This is a genomic window from Streptomyces cathayae, assembly GCF_029760955.1.
Classification (GTDB): Bacteria; Actinomycetota; Actinomycetes; order Streptomycetales; family Streptomycetaceae; genus Streptomyces; species Streptomyces cathayae.
Genome location: NZ_CP121682.1, coordinates 5,486,275 through 5,509,794 on the forward strand (window position 1 = coordinate 5,486,275; position 23,520 = coordinate 5,509,794).

At 72.3% G+C, this 23,520-nt stretch carries 19 protein-coding genes and 3 tRNA genes; 6 read left to right on the plus strand and 16 right to left on the minus strand.

The annotated features are described in order from the left end of the window. Positions 1-58 precede the first annotated feature (58 nt). The gene (locus PYS65_RS24985) at positions 59-364 is read right to left on the minus strand and encodes a YtxH domain-containing protein (protein WP_279336182.1); all 306 of its coding nucleotides are present in this window, start codon (positions 362-364) and stop codon (positions 59-61) included. A gap of 180 nt (positions 365-544) precedes the next feature. Here PYS65_RS24985 and PYS65_RS24990 point away from each other — a divergent pair. The 3 genes from PYS65_RS24990 to PYS65_RS25000 all read left to right on the plus strand — a co-directional run bounded on the left by PYS65_RS24990 (position 545) and on the right by PYS65_RS25000 (position 959). Then, positions 545-617, plus strand: a tRNA-Asn gene (locus PYS65_RS24990). Between the two features lie 5 nt (positions 618-622). Further along, a tRNA-Asn gene (locus PYS65_RS24995) sits at positions 623-695 on the plus strand. Between the two features lie 187 nt (positions 696-882). Next, positions 883-959, plus strand: a tRNA-Ile gene (locus PYS65_RS25000). A 660-nt stretch (positions 960-1,619) separates the two neighbouring features. Here the strand turns inward: PYS65_RS25000 and PYS65_RS25005 are convergent. Further along, on the minus strand, positions 1,620-2,117 hold the full coding sequence (locus tag PYS65_RS25005; RefSeq protein ID WP_279336183.1) for a CarD family transcriptional regulator: 498 nt from the start codon (positions 2,115-2,117) through the stop codon (positions 1,620-1,622). Positions 2,118-2,738: 621 nt separating this feature from the next. Further along, a complete protein-coding gene (locus tag PYS65_RS25010; RefSeq protein ID WP_279336184.1) occupies positions 2,739-3,062 on the minus strand; it encodes a hypothetical protein in 324 nt (107 codons plus the stop codon). Between PYS65_RS25010 and PYS65_RS25015 the strand changes: the two genes are divergently transcribed. Together PYS65_RS25015 and PYS65_RS25020 are read left to right on the plus strand one after the other, a co-directional pair. Then, a complete protein-coding gene (locus PYS65_RS25015; RefSeq protein WP_279336185.1) occupies positions 3,052-4,056 on the plus strand; it encodes an RNA polymerase sigma factor in 1,005 nt (334 codons plus the stop codon). The two genes, PYS65_RS25010 and PYS65_RS25015, sit on opposite strands and share 11 nt — an antisense overlap. Before the next feature lie 597 nt (positions 4,057-4,653). Continuing rightward, a complete protein-coding gene (locus PYS65_RS25020) occupies positions 4,654-4,773 on the plus strand; it encodes a DUF397 domain-containing protein (protein ID WP_341483698.1) in 120 nt (39 codons plus the stop codon). 161 nt (positions 4,774-4,934) lie between these two features. Here PYS65_RS25020 and PYS65_RS25025 read toward each other — a convergent pair whose 3' ends face one another. Beyond that, positions 4,935-6,899: a glycosyltransferase family 2 protein gene (locus PYS65_RS25025; RefSeq protein ID WP_279336186.1), complete on the minus strand. Its 1,965-nt coding sequence runs from the start codon at positions 6,897-6,899 to the stop codon at positions 4,935-4,937. 507 nt (positions 6,900-7,406) lie between these two features. Between PYS65_RS25025 and PYS65_RS25030 the strand changes: the two genes are divergently transcribed. Beyond that, positions 7,407-7,553: a hypothetical protein gene (locus PYS65_RS25030; protein WP_279336187.1), complete on the plus strand. Its 147-nt coding sequence runs from the start codon at positions 7,407-7,409 to the stop codon at positions 7,551-7,553. A gap of 26 nt (positions 7,554-7,579) precedes the next feature. On the opposite strand, the gene PYS65_RS25035 is transcribed toward PYS65_RS25030, so the two are convergent. The 12 genes from PYS65_RS25035 to pgfA all read right to left on the minus strand — a co-directional run bounded on the left by PYS65_RS25035 (position 7,580) and on the right by pgfA (position 23,436). After that, positions 7,580-8,158, minus strand: a complete 579-nt coding sequence (locus PYS65_RS25035) for an ANTAR domain-containing protein (RefSeq protein WP_279336188.1) — start codon at positions 8,156-8,158, stop codon at positions 7,580-7,582. A gap of 300 nt (positions 8,159-8,458) precedes the next feature. Continuing rightward, entirely contained in the window at positions 8,459-9,496 is a 1,038-nt protein-coding gene (locus PYS65_RS25040; RefSeq protein ID WP_279336189.1) for a rod shape-determining protein, read from the minus strand. A gap of 160 nt (positions 9,497-9,656) precedes the next feature. Continuing rightward, positions 9,657-11,162, minus strand: coding sequence for an acyl-CoA synthetase (locus tag PYS65_RS25045; protein ID WP_279336190.1), 1,506 nt, complete (start codon positions 11,160-11,162; stop codon positions 9,657-9,659). A gap of 132 nt (positions 11,163-11,294) precedes the next feature. After that, positions 11,295-12,074 carry an FkbM family methyltransferase gene (locus PYS65_RS25050; RefSeq protein ID WP_279338063.1) on the minus strand — a complete coding sequence of 260 codons (780 nt, stop codon included), beginning with the start codon at positions 12,072-12,074 and terminating at the stop codon, positions 11,295-11,297. A gap of 86 nt (positions 12,075-12,160) precedes the next feature. Next, positions 12,161-12,481 carry a Trm112 family protein gene (locus PYS65_RS25055; protein ID WP_279336191.1) on the minus strand — a complete coding sequence of 107 codons (321 nt, stop codon included), beginning with the start codon at positions 12,479-12,481 and terminating at the stop codon, positions 12,161-12,163. Next, on the minus strand, positions 12,478-13,392 hold the full coding sequence (locus PYS65_RS25060) for a DMT family transporter (RefSeq protein ID WP_279338064.1): 915 nt from the start codon (positions 13,390-13,392) through the stop codon (positions 12,478-12,480). The genes PYS65_RS25055 and PYS65_RS25060 overlap by 4 nt, the downstream gene beginning before the upstream one ends. Before the next feature lie 26 nt (positions 13,393-13,418). Then, the gene (locus PYS65_RS25065) at positions 13,419-14,126 is read right to left on the minus strand and encodes a class I SAM-dependent methyltransferase (RefSeq protein WP_279338065.1); all 708 of its coding nucleotides are present in this window, start codon (positions 14,124-14,126) and stop codon (positions 13,419-13,421) included. A 71-nt stretch (positions 14,127-14,197) separates the two neighbouring features. Then, a complete protein-coding gene (locus PYS65_RS25070; protein ID WP_279336192.1) occupies positions 14,198-15,487 on the minus strand; it encodes a condensation protein in 1,290 nt (429 codons plus the stop codon). Then, positions 15,484-19,911 (minus strand): alpha-(1->3)-arabinofuranosyltransferase domain-containing protein, encoded by a 4,428-nt coding sequence (locus PYS65_RS25075; RefSeq protein ID WP_279336193.1) that lies wholly within the window; start codon positions 19,909-19,911, stop codon positions 15,484-15,486. The genes PYS65_RS25070 and PYS65_RS25075 overlap by 4 nt, the downstream gene beginning before the upstream one ends. Continuing rightward, positions 19,908-20,660 carry a class I SAM-dependent methyltransferase gene (locus PYS65_RS25080; RefSeq protein ID WP_279336194.1) on the minus strand — a complete coding sequence of 251 codons (753 nt, stop codon included), beginning with the start codon at positions 20,658-20,660 and terminating at the stop codon, positions 19,908-19,910. The genes PYS65_RS25075 and PYS65_RS25080 overlap by 4 nt, the downstream gene beginning before the upstream one ends. A gap of 71 nt (positions 20,661-20,731) precedes the next feature. Then, a complete protein-coding gene (locus PYS65_RS25085; protein WP_279336195.1) occupies positions 20,732-21,922 on the minus strand; it encodes a glycosyltransferase family 4 protein in 1,191 nt (396 codons plus the stop codon). A 542-nt stretch (positions 21,923-22,464) separates the two neighbouring features. Beyond that, positions 22,465-23,436: a cell envelope lipid trafficking protein PgfA gene (gene pgfA, locus PYS65_RS25090; protein ID WP_279336196.1), complete on the minus strand. Its 972-nt coding sequence runs from the start codon at positions 23,434-23,436 to the stop codon at positions 22,465-22,467. Positions 23,437-23,520 lie beyond the last annotated feature (84 nt).

Sequence of the window (23,520 nt, forward strand, 5' to 3'; positions counted from 1 at the left end):
CGAAATTCTGCCGTACCCGGCGACATCACGACTCCGGACCCGTGTCGCACCGCGGGTCCTAGGTGTTGCTGGTGCCCCAGTCGTCCTCGCCGGCGCCCTGCGCGGTGCGCTCGCGCAGGGTGCGTACCCGCTGCGCCACCGAGTCGGGCATCCGGTCCCCGACCTTGTCGCTCACCGCGTGGTACGCCTTGCCCGCGATGCCGCGGCCCTGCTGCGCCGCGGTCTCCGCGGTGTTGCGCACGGCGGGGTTCTGCGCGAACTGCCGCGCGGACTTCTTCAACTGCTCGTAGCGTTCGCGCCCGGCCCTCGTGCCCAGCACGTAACCCAGGACGACTCCGGCGACGAACGTGAGCCGGTAACGCATGGCGGCCACCCTTCCCTCGTGTAGGACTGTGTGCGGGACGGCACAGGTCTCCGGCGCGCCGACGGCGCCGGGGGGTACCGATTGGCAAAGCACCCCCCTGCTTGCGCTAATGTATGTGTCGCAGCGAGCGCGCGCCCTCTGGCTGATACCCAGGGAGGTGCGTTCGATGCAACGAGGCATTCCTCCGTAGCTCAATTGGCAGAGCAGCCGGCTGTTAACCGGCAGGTTACTGGTTCGAGTCCAGTCGGGGGAGCTCGGTCCTCCGTAGCTCAATTGGCAGAGCAGCCGGCTGTTAACCGGCAGGTTACTGGTTCGAGTCCAGTCGGGGGAGCATGCTGAACGAGGACCCCTCCGGGGTCCTTTTTCATGCCTGTTCGCTGCCCGGGGGAACCGTGCGTGACCGGAGGCAGTCCTCATGGTCACGCAGGCCGTGCGCAGTCGATCATTGAGGCAGGAGATCGTATGAGCGGCTATGCTGCGGCAGACGGCACGCACACCTGTGCACGACACGCCGCTATGGGGCGGTAGCTCAGCCGGTTAGAGCAACGGACTCATAATCCGTCGGCCGTGGGTTCGAGTCCCACCCGCCCCACCACCGAACCACGGGAACGCCTGCTCCCCCGCCGAGGGGCGAGCGGCATGCCCCTCGAAGCCCCGCCGGGCTACCGGTGCACGCAGACGAAGAGTGGTGACGCGTCGCGGCCGGGCCGGAGCCATCGAGACCGACGGTCCCCAGCACAAGGACCGGGCTTCCGCCGACAGGAGCAGGGAACGCCTCTTGCGTAACGCCGGGGTCCACCGGGCGGACCGCGTCGACGTGCGCGACGCCCCCGGCAGGCATGAGGTCGAGAGACTCGTCACCGACTTCCTTCAGTGCCTCACCCGACAGATGTCCTTGGCCGGAGACCGGCGGGGAAACGCCTTGAAGACCTGTGTCTCCGCCGGTCTGGACGCATCGGGACCTGAGGGGCCTCGCGGCTTTCTCCCGCAGTTCTCGCAGGCGGCGTCGGCTGCGCACGTGCGTGTACGGTCCGACCGTTGATGTCGTAGCCAGTCTGCTTCTTGAACGCCGCGGCGTGCTCCGTACCCCGCACGCCACCGGCTGCCCCAGTGAGCGCACCGGGGGCAGCCGGTGGGCGTGGTGACGGTCTCTGAGATGAGCACCTCGGCCCGCAACGGTGCGGCGGTCGCACGGGTCGGCGCCGAACTCCGGTGGAGAGGACGCCCCCTGCATCACGCGCAGAACGGGAAAGCCTCAAGTGGTCTGCTGATCACCGAGGATGGTCGAGTCGAGCAGTTCCTCGGTTTCTCCGTCGGACAGCGAGAGTGCCAGGGCGAGTTCTGCGAGGACCGGCTCGCGGGCGTGCTTGAGCATGTCCCTCTCGGCCGAGGAGAGCCCGCGCTCCTCCCGGCGTCGCACGAGGTCGCGTACGACGCCGGCGGTGAGCAGGGGGTCGCCGGCCCGGAGCTTCTCGCCGTTGGCCTTGAACCGCCGCGACCAGATCTCCTCCTGCTCGCCGGTGGGAGCCCTCAGGACGTCGAGCAGTTCCCGTACCTGGGCCGCGGCGTAGACCGAGCGCAGTCCCACCTCGTCGGCCTTCTCGACCGGAACGGCGATGTGCAGATCGGTCCGGTGGACCTGGAACTCGACGTAGCGCCTGCTCCTGCCGTTGACCGAGCGGTCGAGGACCTCGGTGACGGTGGCCGGGCCGTGGTGGGGATGGATGAGTGTCTGGCCCTCGGAGAACTGCATGCCGTTCAACCCTCGCTGTCTGTGCGGCGCCGCGCTCGGCCGCGTCCGAGCGTGATGCAGGGCGTACGGCCGTCCCACCGCTCGGTCCCGGCCGCGGACGGCAGGGGGCGGGCAGGTGTGGGAGCGCAGAGATCGGCGCGGTCATACGGACGAGCGCGCAAAACCTCTGCGAACCAGCTCTTTCATTTTCCCACCACACCGTGCGTGGTTCTGGGTGTAATTCCGGTCACATTCGCGGGGGTGTGTCAGGTCGAAGGGCGGTCCCGGGCAGGGTGCAGGTGTCAGCTGGATGGCATGGCGCTCGGCTTTGTGGTGTCTGTGAGCTGAATACTGTTTTTGGTGCCCTGTTGTTCATGTGTGAGTGGCACGCATGTCGATGGGGTGCGCCTCGCCGGTGAGGGTGAAGCGCCGGATCTTGTACCGGCGCGGATCGAAGGGTGATTCGGCAAGGGTGCGGTGGGGCTCTTGGCGTCGGCGTGCGGCTCGAGGGGGCGGGCGCCGAGCAGGGCACGGACGTCCTGCCGCACCGCATCGGCGTTGCGGCGGGAGGGCCACCGAGCGGCGAGGCAACCGCTGGAGGGTTCATTCCGTGAGGGGTCGAGTGACGCTCGGGCTTTTTTCTCACCGCTTTCCGGGCCGGATCGGATTTCCTCTGTGTGCGCGACGGGCTTCTTTGTCAAGGGCGATGTGTGCCACATCGGAATGGTGCTGAGCGGCGGGTCCGGTGTGTAGCGGCACGGTGTTACGGTTGGTTTTGGATGGGTCTCGACGCCGTTCGAGGTTGACGAAGTGAAAAATCGGCTCGTTGCCAAGAGTGTATCCGGATCGGGAAAGCAAAGCCTGGTTTTCGATGCCGTATTCGCCGAGGGGCGGCGGCTTTATGTCGAATTCCTCTCCGCGCCGGACGGTATGTGAAATCCCTTCTGGAGCCAAGATGAACGCCACAGATGTGCAGGGTGCGGAGGAGAGCCTTCGCCCGGAGTACGACGAGACGGACGCCCCCGCCGGCCGGTTTCCCTCGGGAGACGGCACGGTCGACCCGGTCAAGGACTACCTGCGGCTCATCGCCAGGGTCCGGCTGCTGACCGCCGAGCAGGAGGTGGAACTGGGCAAGCGCATCGAAGCCGGTCTGTACGCCGAGCACCTCCTGGGGGAGGCGTGCCCGGATCCGGACTCCGGCCGGGAGCTGACGCTCCTCGCCGAGGACGGGCTCCGCGCGAAGAACCACTTCACCGAGGCGAACCTCCGTCTGGTGGTGTCCATCGCCAAGCGCTACACCGGGCGCGGGCTGCAGTTCCTGGACCTGATCCAGGAAGGCAACACCGGGCTGATCAGAGCCGTGGAGAAGTTCGACTACACCAGGGGCTTCAAGTTCTCCACGTACGCGACCTGGTGGATCAGGCAGGCGCTCACCCGCGCCCTGGCCGACCAGGGTCGCACCATCCGCATACCGGTGCACGCCGTGGAGGTCATCAACCGTGTGGCGCGGATCCGCCGCGAGCTGATCCACAGCACCGGGGACGAGCCCACTCCGGAGGAGCTGGCCGAGAAGGCGGGCATCCCGGTGGAGCGGCTGATTGAACTCAACGCCTACAACAAGGAGCCCGTCTCGTTGGACATCACGCTGTCCGACGAGGGCAGCACCGAGTTCGGCGACCTCATCATGGACAGCGATTCGCCCTCCCCCGGGGACGTGGTCGCCTTCGGCCTTCTCCAGCAGGCCATCCAGACCCTCCTGGCGGAGATGACCCCGCGCGAGGCCGGCATCATCTCCCTGCGCTACGGGCTCCTGGGCGGCAGCCCCCGGACCCTGGAGGAGATCGGCAGGATCTACGGCGTGACACGTGAACGCATACGCCAGATCGAGGCCAAGACGATGAGCAAGCTGCGCCACCCGTCACGCTCGCACGCGCTGCGGGACTATCTCATTGAGGGCTGAGGGCTGAGGGCTGGCGGGTGCCGGTGGGAGCGGCTCAGGGCAGGTGGTGGGCGAGGGCCGTGGCCAGGGCCTTCCGTACCTCCTCCGGAGGGTGGGGGCCCGCGTTCCCGCGACCGGCGCGCCCCGCGGCCGGCCCGCCCTGCCCCACGCCCCCAGCGGCCACGTCTACGACCCGAGGACGACCGTCCGCCCTTGCCCGCACCCGGCGGTGGACGGTCCGTCCGCCCGCCCTCGGCACCCGTCCGTACCGTCCGACCAGCGCGGACGCCGACCGTCCGGGGGCGGACGGACAGGCGGACGAGGAGGCGGACGGCACCCGGACGGGCGACCGCCGCGCCGAGGGCGGGCGGGCTGCGGAGCATCCTGCGTTTCGGGCTGCTTCTCCTCAGGGCGTGCAGATCTTTGACACGCTTTTTTGATCTTGCTTCAGGTGGGCTTGGAGGCGAGGAACCTCGTCCCCCTCGTATCAGCCTTGACGGCCAGCTCTACAAACGTCGCAAGCGGCAGACCCCCCCTCACATCGCTGCCTGCGCACTCCGGAACGAACGCTGCGCCTGACCCAGAACCGTCTCGTGACAGTGATCAAGCCGCGCATGCATGGAGGTCGCCCGTAACGTCTCCCGCATGGTGGCCGTCCGTGACTCCGAGGTGCCCGACGGCCCGATACTCCGCCTCACCCCGGAAGCCTGGACAGGGTTCGCGGCGTCGTTGAAGTGACGCGAGGTGCTGAGGCAGGTCGCTTTGTGCAACCGGCCCCAGCCGAGCAGCGGTGACAGGACGATCGCGGACTCTCCGCTCCACCCGGTGGTTGAGCTGATCAACGTGCGGCGGTCGTCGCACGCCCCTTTCCTGCGGGACGGCTGCCCGTCGGATCGGTGTCAGTGTCCGCCACGGTGTGTGCGCAGGCCGCCCAGCAGGCTTGTGCGGCTGACCTTCAGTACGAGGGTGTCGGTGTCGTCCTGGGGTACGGCCTGGAAGCGGCGCAGGCTCCTGCGCCAGCGGACGGCGGACATCTGCGGTGACCGTGGCACGGACAGGGTGCGGGGTCCGTCGGCGAGCGCGAGGACCAGGTGGGCGGACCAGAGCCCGGTGGTCAGCGTGCTGACCGGTACCTCGGCACGGAAGCGGCCGTCGGATGCATGAAGGTCGAAGTCGCGGACGTCACCGGTCTGGCTGCGCATCCGCAGCAGGGCGAGCCCGTCAGGGAGTGCGGCCACGTCCAGCTTCCCCAGGACGTGGAGCGTGCTGTCCTTCTCCGCCCAGCGGATTTCGCCGGCGCCGACCCGCTTGTCGAGGGTGTGGGCGGTTTCGCCGATGTCGATGGTCAGGTTGCCGTACGGCTTGGTGAAGTAGGGGGTGAAGACGGTGGGGCCCTGCTCGGCGAGTACGGCGATGCGAGGGCGTGTCGTGGTGTCGATGGTGTCGGCTCGGCGGCTGCCCAGGCGTATTCGCCGTTCCATGTCGCCGGCGTGGATCACCAGGTGGATGTCCCAGAGGCCGGGTGTCAGCGGGCTGCCTCCGGCCGCGGTGGCCAGGTCGATGTCGGCGGTGAAGCCGGCCTGGTCATCGTCCGGGACCTGGGGGCTCGCGGTCCGGGCAGTGGGCAGACGGTACTCCTGCGAAGAGGCGCGTTCGCGCAGCAGCACTTCGGTGGTGGTCCGCGTGCTGTCCAGCCGCTGGACGTACGCGTGACCGGTCAGCCGCAGCAGGGTTCCCTCGACCTGGGCGTCGGCGAGGTGGTGAACGTTCTTCAGCTGGCGGCTGACGTCGTAGCAACTGTCCGGCACAGCCGTGTCGAGGTCGCGGAAGTAGGGGTACTCGGCGTACGCCGTACCTTCGTCCAGCACGATCTCGTACCGGCCGCCGGCATCGGCCTGGAAACGCAGCAGTTCCAGGGCCTCCTCGAACATTTCCCGCGCGATCAGGTAGTAGCGCAGCCGGAGGATGGCGGGCAGCTTGTCGATGATGCCCTGGGTGCACCATGCGTCGATGATCTCCTTGGCAGTTGCCAGGTGCTTGAGCTGCTCGTCATGTTCGAGCTCCAGCAGCCGGGGGCCGGACCACGACTTCAGGTCGATGTCGAACTGGCGAAGCAGCAGGTGGTCACGGCGAGGCCCGGCTTCGACGTGTTCGGCGACCAGGGCGCAGATGTCCTTGAGGAAGGCCAGCCGTCCGCCCATGTCCCGGTCGGATGTGGTGATGTTGCCGCCGTCTTCGCGCCGCACCAGGTAGTAGCAGTCGTAGTCGGACACCACGGAGATCACCTCGGCGGCCAGGTAGGCCCGCGAGACGAACATCTGGTCCTCGCCGATGCGGTAGTGGGTGGGGAACCGGAGCCCCAGATCCAGCACGTGCTTGCGACGGAAGAGCTTGTGGGCGGACATCGTCCACCACACCCGCGACTCGAAGAGGTCGGCCCGGGGAAGGTTTCCGGTGAACACCCGCTTGGGAGAGGCTCGGTTGACCCCCACCACCCGGCCCAGGACCACGTCCGACCCTTGTTCGTCGGCGACGGCGAGCATGCGCTCCAGCGCCTCGGTGCCCAGGTAGTCGTCGGCGTCCACGAAGATCACATAGCGGCCTCTGGCCAGTTCGAGGCCGGTGTTGCGGGGAGCGGAGGGGCCTCCGGAGTTCTCCTGGTGCACCACTCGCACCGCGTCGGGGTGTTCCTGAGCGAACCGGTCCAGTTCCTTGCCGGTCCCGTCCGTCGAGCCGTCGTCGACCGCGACGACTTCCAGCCGGTCGAGCCCCAGCGACTGGCTGACGACGGACTCCAGGCATCGTGTCAGATACGGCATCGCGTTGTATGCGCCGATGACAACAGTGACGTCGGGCTCAGGCATCGGGATCGTCCTTGGCAAGTGGATGGCAGGGCGGCAGGCCGGATCCGAACTCCGCCTGGTGTGGGGAGAATAGCGGCATCGGCGTGCGACCCATGGTCGACCCTCGGACATCCGTTCGGTTGCGGTGCGCGGTTGGCTCGGTGCGCTCTCCCGCGCTCGCGGTTGCGGGCTTGATCCTGCTCTCAGGACGGGTTCACAAAAGCGCCGTGGCGGTGCGTCTCCCTCTACCTGGGCACGACCGTGGTCGTGCCCTTCTTGATCGCCCCTGCAGCGATCGCCGTGAGGCCGTCGTGGCGTGCCGCTCCTCCACAGCAGTATGGCCATGACGTCGGGGAGAACGAGGGATCACTGGACCGTTCCGGCTGCGGACGGCCGGTGGCGGGCACGTGGGGGAGCGCAGAGATCGGCGCGGTCATACGGATGAGCGTGCAAAGCCTCTGCGAGCCAGCTCTTCCATTTCCTCACCACGCCGCGCGTGGCCCTGGATGTGGCCTTGGTCATGTTCGCGTGAGCGTGCCAGGTCGAAGGAGGAGATCGGGCAACCTGACGCTGCGTACGAAGGACCTCCACACGAGCGCGCTGTCGACGATCCTGCCGGACCTCGACGAGGACGGCGAGCCGCGGCCGGACGTGCCGGTGGGCGCGCCCTCCTGATCCGTCACCGCGGCCGGGGTTCCGGCTCAGGGCAGGTGGTGGGCGAGGGCCGTGGCCAGGGCTTTCCGTACCTTCTCCGGAGGGTGGGGGCCCGTGCGGGCGGCGCCGGTGGTGACGGCCGCGGCGACCGTGCGGAGCCCGGTGCCGGACAGCCGGGCCGCCTCGCGCAGGACGTGCCAGGCGGCTTCCGAGCTGCACCCGTGGGCGGCCATGAGGATCCCGCGGGCCCGGTCGATCACCGGCCGGGCGGCGATGGCCTGCCGGAGCCGCTCGACCTCCTCCTCCGTCATGGGCGCCCGCTCGGGAGCGCCGCCGCGGAGCGGGGGCCGCAGCGGGTCGGTGGTGTCCAGGCCGGCGAGTTCCAGGAGGCGGCGCGGCTGACCGTTCCAGCGGGTGGCCGTGACCGGCACCGACCACCGGCGGCCGTGGTCGCGCAGCACGTCCAGGAACCGCAGACCCGCCGTGTCCATGAAGCGCACCCCACTCATGTCCAGGTCGACCCGGGCCGTGCGGGCGGGCAGCCGGGCCAGCCTCTCGGCGAGGGTGTCCGCACAGCCCCGGACGAGCTCGCCGCGGGGGGTGAGCAGGGCCCGGTCGGCGTCCATGCGCCCACCGATGACCAGGGCCTCGTGCCGTCCTGAGGAAGAGGAAGGGGATGGTGCCGCGGAGGTCATGTCACCGCCTCGTCGGTCCGTACGTGGCCGGGCGTCGGGTTCGGTCGCCGTGGACCGGGCGGCGGCGGGCAGTGCGGGGTCCGGGCTGCGCTCGCGGATGCGCCTGCCCGGTGTGCGGCGTCCTACACCCCCCGCTTCTCGAACCGGCGTGATTCCGGCGGCACGGGGCGCGGAGTGGTGGGCTGGTGGGGTGCTGTGTGTGGGGAGGGGGGGCGGCGGGCCGGGGGCGGTTCAGGTGGCCAGGGGGTTCAGGGTCAGGGGGGCGATCTTGCCCTCGAGCATGGCGCCCAGGCCCTGGACGGCGCACACGTCCGGCCGCTCGGCGATGTGCACGGGCATGCCCGTCGCCTGCCGCAGCATCTGGTCCAGGCCCGGCAGCAGGGCGCTCCCGCCGACCATCATGATCCCGCGGTCGGCGAGGTCGGCGACCAGGTCGGGCGGGCAGCCCCGCAGCACCTTGCCGATCCCGTCCAGCACCGCGGTCAGCGGGGTCTGGATGGCGTGCCGCACGGCGGCCGTGTCGACCTTGACCGAGCGGGCCAGGCCGGTGGCGACGTCCCGGCCGTGGATCTCCGTGGACTCCGGCCCGTGCGGGGTGAGCCCGTTGCCCGACAGGGCCAGCTGCAACGGCCGTACGGACTGGCTCGGCAGCATCAGTTCGTGCTGGTGGCGCAGGTGCTGGACGATGGCGTTGTCCACGGCGTCACCACCGACCGGCATGCGCTCGGCCGTCACGATCGACCCGAGGGAGAGCACGGCCACCTGCGTGGTCGCCGCCCCGCACACCAGGATCATGGTCGCCTCGGGATGTTCCACCGGCAGCCCGCAGCCGACGGCGGCGGCGATGAGCGTGTCGACCAGCTCCACCCGGCGCGCGCCCAGCCCCACCAGGGTCTCGATCGTGGCGCGCCGGGCGAGCGGATCGGCGTCGTGCGGGGTGCAGGCGGCGGCGCGCAGGCCCGGTCGGCGGCGCAGCGTGCGGCGGATCCGGTCGCCCAGCAGATGCCGCAGCATCCGCTGCGCCATCTCGATGTCGACGACGGTGCCGCCGGAGACGGGCCGTACGACGCGGATGTAGTTCGGCGTCCGTCCAGTCATCCGCTCCGCGAGTTCCCCGACCGCGATCAGTGCACCGCTGCGGGTGTTCACGGCGGCGGCGGACGGCTGGTCGACGACGAGACCGGCACCCTTGACGTAGACCCGGGTACGGGCCGCTCCCAGGTCGACGGCGAAGTGGCAGCGGCGCAACTGCTCCAGACTGGCGGTCACGGCAGATCCTCCCGAGTGCGCGGTCCTGCGGGGCCGCCGGGTGGCGGACCTCATGACCATCCTGCGCGGATTCGGGGGCGTCCGCTCGTTACGGCTCGTTATGGAGGGCCGGTCGGGGGGCCGCCGAACGGGGGATCTCGGGTGTGGTGGGGGTCGCCGGTCAGCCGTCGTGCAGCGCCCGCTTCATGATCTTCCCCATGTCGTTGCGGGGGAGCGCGGCGAGGAGGTGCAGCACCCGGGGGCGTTTGTGCGGGGCCAGACGGCGGGCGACATGGTCGGCCAACTCCCCGAGGGCGGGCGGGGTCCGGTGGTCGGCGGGGACGATCCACGCCACGATCCGCTCGCCCAGGTCGGCGTCCGGCTCCCCGGTCACCGCCGCCTCCCGGACCCCGGGGTGTTCCAGCAGCGCGTTCTCGATCTCCCCGGCACCGATCTTGTAACCCCCGCTCTTGATCAGGTCGGTGGCCTTGCGGCCGACGATCCGGACATAGCCGTCGGCGTCGCGCACCGCCATGTCACCGGTGCGGAACCAGCCGTCGGAGGTGAAGGCGTCCGCGGTGGCGTCCGGCCGGTTCAGGTACGCGGTGAACAGGTTCGGGCCGCGCACCTGGATCTCGCCCACGGTCTCCCCGTCGTACGCGGTCACCGGCGTCCCGTCCTCCTCCACCAGGCGCAGCTCCACACCCGGCAGCGGCACTCCCACGGTGCCGGGGCGGGCCTCGCCGTCCGCGCGGACGCTGGGCCGGGGGTCCGGGGGTGTCCACCGGGACGAGCACAGCATCAGTGTCTCGGTCATGCCGTACCGCTCGACGACCCGGCGCCCGGTCGCCGCCGCGATCCGCTCGTGGTCGTGCACGGGCAGCGCCGCCGACCCCGAGACCAGCAGCCGCGCCCCGGCCAGCGCCTTGACCAGCTCCGGCTCGGTGGGCAGCGCCTCCGCGACGCGGTGGTACATCGTCGGCACCCCGAACAGCATGGTCGCGCCGCCGCTCAGTTCACGGGTCACCCCCTCGGTGCTGAACCTGCCGAGGTGACGCACCGAGCCGCCGCGGCGCAGCGGGCCCAGGACGCCCAGGACCAGCCCGTGCACGTGGAACAGCGGCAGCCCGTGCACCAGGACGTCGTCGCCGGTCCACTGCCAGGCGTCGGCGAGCGCGTCCAGGGTCGAGGCGATCGCGCGGCGGGGGATGACGGCACCCTTGGGCGGGCCGGTGGTGCCGGAGGTGTAGACGACCAGGGCCGGGTCCTCGTCCCGCCCCCGGTCCTCGGGGAGGGGACGGTCGCCCGGGGCCCGGTCGGCCGGGTCGACGTCCAGGCGGGCCAGACCGTCCAGCGGGGCGGGGAGCTTCTCGCCGGGGGCGGCGAGCACCAGGTCCGGGGTGCTGTCGGACAGGATGTGGCCGAGTTCCTTCTCGCCCGACCGGGGGTTCAGGGGCACCACGGTCACCCCGGCGAGCAGTGCCGCGGTGACCGCGACCGCCGTCTCCAGGGTCGGCGTCGCCCAGACGGCGGCCCGCCGCGCCTCCCGTACGCCGCCGACCACCGCGCCGGCCGCGGCGGCGAGTTCCGCGTACGTCAGTGAGCGCTCGCCGAACCGGAGGGCGGGCCGGCCGGCGGCCGGGGCGTCGGCCGGGGCATCGGTCAGGGCCGGGAAGAGAGAGGGCACGCGTCGTACTCCTTAACCGTTCGGCTGTGCGGCCGTCGTTCCGGTTCTCGTTCCCCGGTACCGCCGCGACCACGGTTCCTCTGTACACCATCGACCGGACCGGCGGTCGGGCGGGCACGCGCCGGGCGGGTCCTAGGAGGACGTTTCGCGGAAGGCGCGGGAGTCGTCGTCGTTCGCCGGGGGCGCTGCGGGGCGGCGGCCGTCCGGGAGGAACAGCACCGAGTTGACGTAGCGCGGGCCCCGCAGCGGGCCGTAGGGCAGGATCCGGCGGAGCAGACCGTGCGAGGCGACGTGGGAGACCCTGGCCTGGTGGGCCTCCAGCGGGAAGCGGGCCAGCGGGACCCAGGAGCCGGCGGGCAGCACCCAGCCGTCGTAGCCCAGCAGGGACAGATACGTCACCACGGGCGCGATCGGCTGGATGCGGGACTCCAACTCCACGAACAGCGCCGGGCGGTCGCGGGCCAGGACGCCGGTGGCGCCGCGCAGCACCGCCGACTCGTTGCCGTCCACGTCGATCTTGATGAAGCCGACGCCCTTCAGGCCCAGTCCGTCCAGCGTGACGCAGGTGACGTCCAGGGCGTGGCCGTGGATCTCCCGGCGGACCAGGGACGACACGCCCCGGTCGCCCCCGTCGTCCGGCGGGAGCCACAGCCGGGCGACGCCGGAGCGGTCCGAGGCGGCGGCACGGACCACGCGGACGTTCGGCGGGGAGGAGGCGGTGAGCAGCCGGGCCAGGTGGGGGACCGGTTCGACGGTCACCACGCGGCGGGCGCGCCGGGCCAGCCGGTGCGTCCAGGGGCCGTACCAGCCGCCGACGTCCACGGCGGTGTCGCAGTCCGGTGGGCACAGCTCGGCGAGCCGGGCCAGTTCGGGCTCGAAGCGGGGATAGACCGCGCGGGCCGCGGCGGCCACCACCGGGGTGGGCAGGAACGGCGCCACGCGTGCCGCGAGCGTGGTCCGCGTGGTGTGCGGACGGTCGTTCCGGCCGTTCAGGTGGGTCACGGGGTCGCCCCCGGGGCGCCGGGATGCCCGGTGTGGTCTGCGGACAGGTCGCGGTCCGGCATGTCGCCCTCGGACATACGGGCGAGCAGTCTCTCGTGCTCCTCCTCCGAGACCTGTTCGCCGGAGGACGGGAGCAACTGCGGGATGTTGTCGAGGACCGGGTAGCGGCGGCGCAGGCGCGGGTTGTAGAGCGCCTCCTCGAGGTCGCCGCCCACGGCCCCGTTCCCGGCCGCGGCGGCGGAGGTGGTGAGCAGGTGCAGCGGGCCCTTGTCGAGCGGGCAGGCCAGGATCCTCAGCAGCGGGTCGTCGGGCTTCACGGTGGCGTCAACTCCTGGGTGGGGGTGGGAGATTCGGGGGCGGTGTCGTGCTTCGGCATGACCAGCAGTACGGCGACCGCGAGCACCGTGCCCGCCACCCGCAGGGCCAGCCGCAGCGGTTCGTCGGGCAGTTCCTCGCCGAACGACAGCGTGCCGAGCACCGCCGTGTACAGGCAGGTCACGGTCGTGCACACCGGAACGATCAGCGAGGCCCGGCAGCGCTGGAGCGCCGCCTGCGACAGCACCAGGCCGAACGCGCCGGTGAACAGCAGCAGATACGGGTAGGGGGAGCGCAGCAGGTCGACCAGCGCGTCGCCGATGCCGCTGGTCGTCAGATGGCTCGACACCCCCTTGATGGCGAGTGAGCTGACCCCGTAGAGCAGGCCGACGGCGACCCCGTACTCGACGCCGGTGGGCGGCATCCGGTGCGGGTGCCGGGCGCGGCGCTCGGCGTACCGGTAGAGCCACACCCCGGCCGCCAGCGACGGCACGCACACCAGCAGGATCAGCGGATACGGCGCGTCCCGGCCGACGGTGTCGGCGCCCGCGCCGCCCTCCTTCAGCGACAGCACCACCATCAGCAGCGCGAGCAGGACGGCGCCCAGCGCGTACCGCTCCCGCACGGTGGTCCGCTCGCCGAGCAGCCGCGCCGACAGCATCACCAGGAGCACCAGGCCGGAGACGAACAGGCCCTGGGCGGCGGCGATCGGCAGGGTCCGGTACACGACGAGCTGGGCGCCGAAACCGGCGGCGAGGGACAGCGCGCCGGCGATCCACAGCGGGCTGCCGAGCACCAGCCGCAGCAGCCGCACCGGCCGGTGAACCGTTACCTCGGGCAGGGCGGCGAGCGCCCGCTTCTCCAGGACGAACCCGCCGCTGTACAGGACGTTCGACACCAGGGCGGCGGCCACTCCCCACCACATCGTCCCCGGCCCCCTTACGACCGACGGGCGTGCAGCAGCAGGATCGACGCGAGCGGTGGCCGGGCACAGGCCAGTCGGTCCAGCATCCGCAGCGGACGCGGCACCCCGTGGAACGGGGCGCCTTCGAGGCGTACGACGGTGAAACCGGACGCGGCGACGAACTCCCGCAGCGCGCGGGCGGTGTAGAGCCGCAGGTGCCCCACCACCTCCGAACCCGGCCGGCCGTGGATACCGCGCAGGCTGACCTCGGAGAACACCGGCTGCACCCCGGCCAGCAGCAGCGCCCTGTTGTACCAGGCGGCCAGATTGGGGGTGGACAGCATCAGATGGCCCCCGGGACGCAGCACCCGGTGGATCTCCTCCAGGGCCGCGTCCGGGTCGACGAGATGCTCGAGCACCTCGCTGAACAGCACCGCGTCGGCCGATCCGGAGGCGAACGGCAGTCCGCCGTCGGTGAGTTCGCCGCGCACCGCGTACGGCAGCCGGGTGCGGGCCCGGGTCAGGGCGTCCTGGGACCAGTCGACGCCGACGAGCCGGTGGCCGTGCAGGAGAGGCGCGGCGGTGGCCGCGGCGGAGCCGTCGCCGCAGCCGATGTCGAGGATCGTCCGTGCGTCCCCGGTCCCGGCCGGGCCGAGCGCCCCGGCCAGCATCCGGGCCTGGCGGAGGCTGCGGGAGGGGCCCGAGGCCACGGGGACGGCGGGGTTCTCGTAGAAGTCGCGCAGGTCGCGGTGCGGCGATGCGGTGGCCGCGGTGGACGCCGTGGGCGTGGTGGTCGCGGTGGTCGTGCCGGTCGTCACGGGGTCACCTCCGTGGAGTGCAGATGGTGCGCGAAGAGGTCGTGGAGGTGGGCGCCGTCCGCCTGCCCCAGCAGCGCCCGGGACCAGCGCACGGACAGATGGAGCCGGCCCGCGGTGGAGGCGGTGGTGAAGGTGAGGCCGCGCGGCATCCGCGACGGCGCCGAGAACCACACCGCGCGGGCGCTGCCCGCCTCCTCGCCGAAGTCCAGCGGGTACGGGATGCGGCCGACGTTGCTGAGCAGCGTGGTCGACAGCAGGGGCGCCGCCGCCCTGCGCAGGGCGCGGGCGAGGACCCGGCGGGCGGCGACCGGAGCCCAGGGCGCGGTCAGCAGGTCGGCCCCGTGGCCCAGTTGGGGACGGGAGAGGGACTTCAGGGCGCGGGTGCGCAGAGCGGTGCGGTGCAGCAGACCGGGCAGGTCGGAGGTGTCCAGCTCGGCGAGGGCGAAGGGGACCTCGACCAGCCGGGTGCCGTTGCCGATGGGCATCGTGGCGTCCCTGGGACGGTCGTCCACCGGCATGGTGATGCGCAACGGACGCGGGCGGGCGCCGCGTCCGCGGTTCCAGTGGGCGAGGGTCAGGGCGGTGGCGACCATGAGCTGGTCGTTGACGGTGTACGGGGCTCCCTTGGGACGGTGCGGCAGCGGGAGTTCGGAGACGATCAGCCCGTTGCCGGTGCGGTGGCCCGGGTCCGGGGTGCCGGGAGCCACCCGGGCGGGCGGCGACCAGGAGGAGGGCGCGTCCGGCGCGTCGGCCCGCGCGGGCTCGGGCCGCCGTACGGGCGGTGCGGCGGCGGAGTTGTCCCTGCCGCCGTAGATCTCGGCGGCGGTGGCCAGGACGCGCAGGCAGGCGGGGCCGTCGAGCGCGGTGTGGTTGACGGTGAGGAGCAGCGCGGCGCCCGCCCCGCCGGACTCGGTGGTCCCCGGGGCGTTCACCACCTCCAGCCGGACCGGCGGGGACGCGGTGAGCGGGGGCGCCTGGGTCAGGGTGCGGGTGCGGGCGTCGTGCAGGGCACCCGGACCCGGCGGCGCGAAGCTCACCACCTCCACGTCGGGCTCGTCGGTCAGCTCCCATTCGTAGCGGCGCCGGTACCAGGGGCCCGGGGCCTCGCGCATGAGGATGCGCGGGTGCCGGCGCAGGGCCTCCAGGAACGCCTTGCGCAGGCGGCCGGGCTCCAGTTCCCCGGGGAGGTGCACCTCGATGTGCACCGTCTCCGGTTCCTCGTCCTGGACGCAGTGCCGGGACACCTCGTCCACCACGGGGAACGGGATACGCAAGGGTGCGGTCATCCGGCCGATCCCCTTTCCGCCGGCCCGCCGCCCGCCGAGCCGTCCGCCGCCTGCGTGCGGGGAAGCCGCTGGGTGGGCTCCTCGGGGCCGGGCGGTGACGAGTGCACCGGAACGCGAGGCGGCACGGCCGTGTCGTGCCCCGCAGGGGTGTGCCCCGGACCGTCGGCGGCGCCGGGTCCGTACTCGGCCGTCCTGGTTCCGTCCGGCCGGCCGGCTTCCCAGCCGTCCTCCCGGACCGCGCGCCCGGAATCCGGTCCGCCGAGGCTCACCAGCGCCGCGAACAGGCCGGTCAGTGCCATCAGTTGGGCCAGGTGTCCGTAAGCGCCCGTGCCCGCTCCGGCCGGCTCCCCGGCTCCGAAGGCCGCCACGATCCCCGCTCCCGCGAGGGCGGCCAGCGCCACCGGTACCAGCAGGGCGGCCCTGCGCCACGCGAGCAGCGCCAGCGCCGGGACCAGCAGCGCCCACCAGCCCGCGATCACCACGCCGGCCAGTGTCAGCGCCACCGCGCCCAGCCACGGTCCGGGCGCCGGCGGTGCGGACTGCGGCGGGTCGGTGCTCTCGGTGCTCTCGGGGTTCGCGGGGTTCTCGGCCCTGCGGCGCCACAGCGCCAGCCCGATCAGCACCGCGATCCCGACGCCGCCGCCGATCAGCGCGGCGTCGTACAGCGTGGCGGGGCCGTAGGACAGCTTCACGGTGCCGCTCTCGCCCGCCGGGATCAGCCATCCCTGCTGCCAGCCGTCCAGCCGCACCGGTGTCAGTTCCTCGCCGTTCAGGGTGGCCGTCCAGCCCTTGTTGTGGTTCTCGTACATCGTGAGGTACGAGGCGGCACCCGAGCCGACCGACAGCTCGCGCCGGTCGCCCAGCCAGTCCTCGACGGTCAGCTCGCGCCCGGCCGCCGAGGCGTCCGGCACGGTGCCGCGGGTCAGGGTCAGGGCGGTGACGGTCAGCGGGCCCGCGTCACCGGCCTCGACCCGGTGCCGGCCGGCGGACAGCTCCAACGCCGTTTCGGCGACGCCTTCCTGGCAGAGCGTCACCTCGACCGGGCGCCGCTCCACCAGGTCCCCCACCGTGCCCTTGACGCCGGTCTCGTGCAGCCGGCCGTCGACGGCCAGCACCGGTCCCTCGCCGCAGGCCAGGGTGAACTCCCGGTCGGCGGACGGCTGCGGGGTGCGGTACTTGTCGAGTGCCGGGACGTAGACCTCCGTCAGGCCCACCGGCAGGTCCAGGTCCTCGCCGACGACGGGGTTGTGCAGGGTCAGCGGTGCGGTGCGGGTGATCGTGATGTCGAGCCGGTCCGTGGTGATCGCCGGGAAGCGGACCATGCCGTTGTCGTCGACGCCCGCGATCGCCGCGCCGTCCGGGGAGCTGATGTGCACCTCGGTCGGCCGGGTGGACAGGCCCCCCGCGGCCGCCAGGACGATCTCGCCGACGGGCTGCTTGCCGTCCCAGCTCAGATGGACGACCGGCCGGTCGCCCGCGATCCAGGCGGTGGTCAGGTCCCCGTCGGTGAGGTTGCGCGCGGTCAGGCCCGCGCCGAGGCGGGCGGTGGAGTCGGCGGTGGCGGTGATCCGGTTCCGCTGCTCGGGCGCCACCTCGTACAGCAGGCGGTCCAGCGCCTCACCCGGCACGGCCACCGCGCTCGCCTTGACCTCGTGGGTGCCCGCCGTGCCCGTGGTGAACAGGCGGTGCAGCCCGTTCTCGGTGCCCGTGGGGGACAGCCCGGTCGGGTCGGCCGAGCGGTGCAGCGAGACGACCTGGGCGGCGGCGGTCGACTTCTCCGAGTCGGTGGGCAGCCGCAGCAGCCTGGTCACCCGCACATCCGGCAGGTCGATCTCGGAGAAGCCCGCGCCGCCCAGACCGCTGTGCCGCGAGACCGAGTCGACGATCGTCAGCTTCATCCAACGCGTCTCACCCGCGGGCGCCTTGACGTCCTGCTTGGTTCCGTTCGCCTGGAGGAAACTGGTCTTCGCACCCCGCTCCGTCTCCACCCGCACCCTGGTCGCCGCCGCCCGCACACCGTCCTGCGGCAGCGGGATGACGCCGAGGGAGTCCGGCATGTCGTAGCCGTCCTCGAAGGCGATCCGCAGCCACTGCCCGTCCGGCGAGCCGGCCGAGCCCTCCGCCCAGGCCGTGTCCGGGTTGCCGTCGAAGGCGTTCACCGGGTCGTACTGCGGCAGATGGAACAGCCAGTTGCCGTACGAGGACGCCGACACCGAGCGGGCGCCGCGCAGTTCGGCCACCGTCTGGTGCTTCAGGCCCTCCTTGGGAAGGATCTGGTGCGGCCGCTCACCCGCGTCCTGCACGGCGTCGGGCGCGTTGCGCTCGTCCGGGGTGTACGTGTACGACGTGTTGGAGTTGACCAGGCCGAACCGGGTGTCCGCGTACCGCATCCCGTCGCCGGTCACCTGCACCGGCGGGGTGCCGAGCCCGGGGTGGCCGTCGCCGGTCAGCACGGCCGGCCGGCCGCGCAGTCCGCCGGCCAGCGGCAGCAGCGCCTCCGGGCCGCCGGAGACCACGGCGGTGTCGGCGACCGGGGCCAGCGAGGCCTGCCCCGGACGCCGGACGTCCGCGCCGGTCGGGCGGTAGATCTCCACCGCCCGCTGCTGCGGGTACAGCCCCTCGACCTGGAGCGGGGTGCCGTTCGCGATCACTCCGCCGGTCGAGACCGGGCCGAGTCCGGTGACCCGCTCGTACCCGGACTGTGTCAGGGTGCGCTTGACCGTCGCGGTCGGCACCTGCCCGACCTGGTCGGGGTCGAGGTCGTTGCGGACGACCACGTAGTACAGGCCCGCCCGGCTCAAGTAGTCGGCGAGTCCGGGGACTTCGGCGCCGGTCAGCAGGGCCTGCTCGACCGCGTCCATGGCCCGCCGGTTGCCCGGGGTGCCGAACGGCACGTAATCGCGTTGCGCCCAGCGGGAGCCGGCGACCACGTCCAGCGGCTGGTCGATGGTCGAGCCCCAGGTGTGGATGCCGTGCGCGGTCGCCGGCACCACGAGGGCCCGGGAGTCGGGGGAGTGCTCCTCCAGCCAGTCGGCCGTGGCCTGCCAGTACGTGGGGATCTCCCGGAACGAACCCGGGCCGAGGATCGACCCGTTGAGGTACGGCCACATCAGCCCCGGCAGGACCAGCACCGCGGCGACCAGCGGCGCGAAGCGCCCGCCCCGCGCCCGGCGCCGGACCCCGTGCGCACCCTCGGCCGTCCGGGACCGCGAGGCCGTCCGGGACCGCGCGGCCGTGCCCACCAGGTGGGCCAGGCCCAGCACCAGGGCGAGCGCCAGGCCCGTCTGGAACTTGTAGATGTTGCGGAACGGCGCCAACGGGCCGTCCAGCCAGTCCTGCACCGCCGAGTGGAACGGGGCGCCGAACGCGCCGCCGTACCCGGCGAGCAGCACCAGTGTCGTCACCAGCACCGTCAGCACCAGCCAGCGCCGCTCCGGCAGGTCCCGCCGGGCCAGCCCGGCCAGGCCCAGACCGGCCGCGAGCGCCGAGCAGACGATCACGAGCACCGAGGAGGCGACCGTCCAGCCCGCGGGCAGCCACGCCTCACCGAAGTTCAGGTACCCCACCCAGTTCCCGGCCCCGCGCAGCGCCTCGGTGGCCGACATGGTGTCGGTCGTGGTCCGCGCGGTCTCGATGTAGGGCAGGAAGTTCTCGCCGTACACGCCGAGCAGCAGCAGCGGGATCCACCACCAGGCGGTCGCCACCGCGACCGCGGGCGCCCACCAGGCGATCAGCTTCCACCGGCGCGGCCCCGGCGGCCGGGACAGCAGGTACAGGCCCACGGGCAGCAGCGACGCCAGCGTCGAGGCCGCGTTGACCCCGCCCATGAACGGGACCAGCAGCGCCGAACGCAACGCCGCGACCCGGGGCGTGTACCGCTGGTCCGTCAGCGGCAGCAGCACCCACGGCAGCAGCGCGCCCGGCAGGGCGGCGGCCGACGTCGAGCCGATCACCGTCGTGAACAGCGGCCACAGCGCGTACGCCGTCGCCGCGAGCAGCCGGGAGGCCCCGTTGCCCACGCGCAGCCGTTCCGCGAGGCGCAGCGCGCCCCAGAACGCGACCGACACGATCAGCGACAGCCACAGCCGCTCCGCCAGCCACACCGGGAGCCGCACCAGGTCGGCCAGCCAGTAGAACGGCAGCATCGGCCACAGGTAGCCGACGTACTGGTTGTGGACCCCGCCGAACGACCCCTGGTCCTGCCAGAGCTGGCCCAGGTCGGCCAGGAACCGGCCCGGGTCGACGGTGACGCCCAGCTTGGTGTCGAAGGTCTGCCGCCCCGGCTGCACCGCCAGGAGGAGGGCGAACACCACCGCCCAGAAGCCCAGCAGCCAGCGCCGCGACCGCGGGCCCCGGGGTGGGTCCGCGGCGGTCGCGGTGCGGGGGACGGCTGCCGGAGGGGGAGCCTGGACCGTGGTCGTCATTCGGGACACCGCCGGAGGATGAGGAGAAGGTTCCACGTAGCGAACTCACGCAGGCCGGGTACCTTGACCACGGCCTCGGTGAGGAACGGCCAGTAACGGGAGCGCGCCGAGACGATGCGTACGTCGGCGCGGTCGCGTACCTGCCGCAGGGTGGTGCCGATGTGCACCGGGAAGAGGTTCTCGCCGAGCGTGTGCTTGGCGGGCCTGCCGGTGCGGCGCCGGTAGCGGGCGCGGGCCCGCTCGGCGCCGAGGTAGTGCCACGGGGCCCATTCGTGCCCGCCCCACGGCGACAGCCAGTTGGTGAACGACACGTAGACGAGCCCGCCCGGCCGGGTGACCCGGACCAGTTCGCTGAGGAAGGTCTGCGGATCGGCCACGTGCTCCAGGACGTTGGACGAGAACGTCACGTCCGCGGCCCCGTCGCGCAGCGGCAGCAGATAGCCGTCCGCGAGGACGGTCCCCTCGGGCGGTCTCCCGGCCAGCTCCCGCGGATCCGGCTCGAAGAGGAAGGCGTCCGCGCCGCGGCGGCGGAACTCCTCGGTGAAGTGCCCGCCGCCACCGCCTACGTCGACCACGACACGGCCCGTGACGGGCCCGTCGTACGCCTCGACCTGGTCGGCGGCGTCCCGGGCGAGCAGCGCGTAGCAGGCGTCGGGGTCGTCCTGCTCCCGCATGAAGGCGCGGAACAGGGCGAGGGAACGGCGCGGGGAGGGGTCCTTCGGTACGCCGGCCCTGCCTCTGCCGCTCATGTCCTCGCCGCTCCTGTCTCTGCCGCCCGGCCCTGCTTCGGTCATGCCCCTGTCAGTCATATGTCTGCCGTTCATGGCCGGTGACTTCGCACCGCCTCCGCCGCCACCGCGCCGAACTGCCGCACCGTGCGGCTCCAGCGGAAACGGGCGGCGTGGTTCCCGGCCGCCTCGCCCATCAGTTCCCGGCGGGCACCGGACAGGGCGAGCGTGCACCAGGCGGCCGCGAACGAGGACTCGCCGCGGGCCAGCACGCCGGTCTCGCCGTCCACCACGGAATCCCTGAGCCCGGGTACGTCGAAGGCGACGGTCGGGGTCCCGCGGGTGGCCGCCTCCGTGACGACCAGCCCCCACCCCTCCACCGCGGAGGGGTGCAGCAACAGCCAGGCCGCGCACAGCAGACGGTGCTTCTCCGCCTCGGAGACGTGTCCGGTGAACTCGACACCGGGACCGGCGAGGCGTTCGAGGCGTTCCCGTTCGGGGCCGTCGCCGACGATCACCAGCCGGCCGCCGGTGACCGGCCGCACCCGTTCCCACAGCCGGAGCAGCAGATCGATCCGCTTGTACTCGACGAGCCGTCCCACCGCCACGAAGAGCGGCTCCGGAGAGCGCCCGGTGCGCGGACCGGGTTCCTCCACACCGTTGTGCACCACCCTGATCCGCTCGCGGGGCACGCCGATCCCGTGCAGCGCGTCCGCGGTCGACGGGGAGACGGCGACCAGCAGCCCGTGCCGCCGGGCGCCGGTCAGCGCCCAGTGCTCGAGCCTGCGCCCGATCCGCGCGGCCGGGGCCAGCGGACCGCCGAACCGCATCCGCCACAGGTCGGTGTGCACATGGTTGACCAGGCACAGCGTCGGCCCGCGGTGCCACATCGGCGCCAGGTACGGCATGCCGTTGCAGACCTCGACCAGCAGATCGCAGTCGCCGACCCGGCGGGCGAAGGCGGAACGGGCCCGCAGGAAGTGACTGTAGGCACCGCCCGCCGACACCACGCGGTAGTCGCGGACGGGGGTCGCCGGGCCCCCGCACAGCAGGGTGACCTGGTGGCCCATGCGGCTCAGGCCGTCGGCGAGCCGGTCGACCAGCAACTCGGAGCCACCGGCCGAGGGGTTGTCCAGGTCGCGGTGGGCGAGGAAGACGATCCGGCGGGGGCCGGGGGGCACCTCCACAAGCGACTGCGGCACGCCGGGGAGCGCGGCGCGGCGGGGGTTCCCCCGTTCGAGAGGAGCAGGGAGCGGGGGAGAGGACGGTACGTGCTGGGGCATCGGTGCTCCAACTCGTCTTGGGGTCATGCGTGGGGTACGCGGGACACGTGCGGATCGGACCGGGGTGCGCGGCGCGGGCGGTGCTGCCGAGCGCGGGCGGCGTCGAAGGTCCGGAGTTCGGGGGTACGGGGAGTGTCGGAGGTGCGGGGGAGTTCGGGGGTACGGGGAGTGTCGGAGGTGCGGGGGAGTTCGGGGGTACGGGGAGTGTCGGAGGTGCGGGGGAGTTCGGGGGTACGGGGAGTGTCGGAGGTGCGGGGGAGTTCGGAGGTACGGGAAGTTCGGCGATACGGGGAGCGTCACGAGGCGCAGGGGGTGCGGAACGTGGTGGCGCGGAACGGGGCGGAATTCGGACGGGCAGGGCGGCGTCGGCAGGAACTCGAATGCCTCGGGAGAGCACGCGGGCTCCCCCTGGGCGTGGACTGTGTGTGGCGTGTGCGCGGGGTGGGGATGGACAGTTTTCGCCCAGACGTCCCCCAGGGCTACTCACCGGGATGACAATTTCGATCCCGGTCGACTCGCACGTCACTTCGGTTCGTGAGTGTCTACCGAGCAGTACCGGGCAAACCGGGACGTTCGTCTTCCTTCCGTCCACGTGCCACCAGAATCCCGCCGGTCACCGCGAGCACGAATCCCGCCACGCCCGCGCCGGCCGGAAGGGTCTGCCCCACCATGCGCAGCTGCCCGCTGTCGCGCTTCGCCTGCCGCACGGCCTCCTTCTGCGTCCCGGTCGTGAACGCGAGCTTCTCCGCGTCCAGCAGCACCGCCGCGTCCTCGTCCCCGCCCGGCGCCCGCAGGGTGCGCCGCGGGCCGGTCTGCGCATAGATCACCCGGCCGGTGGCCTGGTCCACGACCAGCTCGAGGCCGTGGTTGGCGTACCACTCCTCGGCCAGCACCTGCGGGCGGTCCGGCGCGTCCACGAGGGAGCCCGGCACCAGCCGGGTGCCGGTCTTCGTCGCCGGCACCGAGGCGGTGAACCGGTACCCCGTGTACCCCTGGACCTTCTCGGTGCCCCGGTAGCGCATCACGACCGTGTCGCCGAGGGTGTTGTCCCACCACTGGTAGGAGCGTTTCTGCACGTCGAAGGGGAACTTGAGGTACGCCTCGCCCTCGATGCGGGGCTTCTCCTCGCAGCAGTGGACCGGCTTCGTGGTCCGGCGGTCCAGCACCCAGCGGTGCGGGGAGAAGTCCAGCGCGTCGTGCGGGTCGGCGGCCGGCAGCGAGGCGTCGGTGTCCACCGTGGTGATCACGTCCCACACGGCGTTCCCGCTGTCCACGCTCTCCTCGACGTTCCCGCGCACCCGCTGGGTGACGGTGATCGCCTGACCCGGCACGGTCTCGACCCGGTCGAGGTCGAACACACTGCCCCGGCCGGTGTAGACGGCGGTGGTGTCGATGTCGATCGGGTTCACCGCGGCGCGTGGCTGCACGTACCAGGCCAGCAGGGGGGCCAGTACCAGCAGAAACGTTCCGAGACCGAGCACGACCAGGGAAAAGGGGGAGGCTGTACGGCGCATCCGGGCACTCCAGAGGCTTGGGACGGATCGGCGCTGACAGGCCGGATCCGTAGAGGAAAACGCGCGTGCGAGAGGGGCGGAGCC

Coding starts and splice junctions, on each gene's coding strand:
- PYS65_RS25085 (WP_279336195.1), bottom strand. CDS start 21,922: ATGCCCCAGCACGTACCGTCCTCTCCCCCGCTCCCTGCTCCTCTCGAA.
- pgfA (WP_279336196.1), bottom strand. CDS start 23,436: ATGCGCCGTACAGCCTCCCCCTTTTCCCTGGTCGTGCTCGGTCTCGGA.
- PYS65_RS25035 (WP_279336188.1), bottom strand. CDS start 8,158: ATGGACGCCGACCGGGCCCTGCTCACCCCCCGCGGCGAGCTCGTCCGG.
- PYS65_RS24985 (WP_279336182.1), bottom strand. CDS start 364: ATGCGTTACCGGCTCACGTTCGTCGCCGGAGTCGTCCTGGGTTACGTG.
- PYS65_RS25080 (WP_279336194.1), bottom strand. CDS start 20,660: ATGAGCGGCAGAGGCAGGGCCGGCGTACCGAAGGACCCCTCCCCGCGC.
- PYS65_RS25025 (WP_279336186.1), bottom strand. CDS start 6,899: ATGCCTGAGCCCGACGTCACTGTTGTCATCGGCGCATACAACGCGATG.
- PYS65_RS25015 (WP_279336185.1), top strand. CDS start 3,052: ATGAACGCCACAGATGTGCAGGGTGCGGAGGAGAGCCTTCGCCCGGAG.
- PYS65_RS25005 (WP_279336183.1), bottom strand. CDS start 2,117: ATGCAGTTCTCCGAGGGCCAGACACTCATCCATCCCCACCACGGCCCG.
- PYS65_RS25075 (WP_279336193.1), bottom strand. CDS start 19,911: ATGACGACCACGGTCCAGGCTCCCCCTCCGGCAGCCGTCCCCCGCACC.
- PYS65_RS25020 (WP_341483698.1), top strand. CDS start 4,654: ATGGAGGTCGCCCGTAACGTCTCCCGCATGGTGGCCGTCCGTGACTCC.
- PYS65_RS25070 (WP_279336192.1), bottom strand. CDS start 15,487: ATGACCGCACCCTTGCGTATCCCGTTCCCCGTGGTGGACGAGGTGTCC.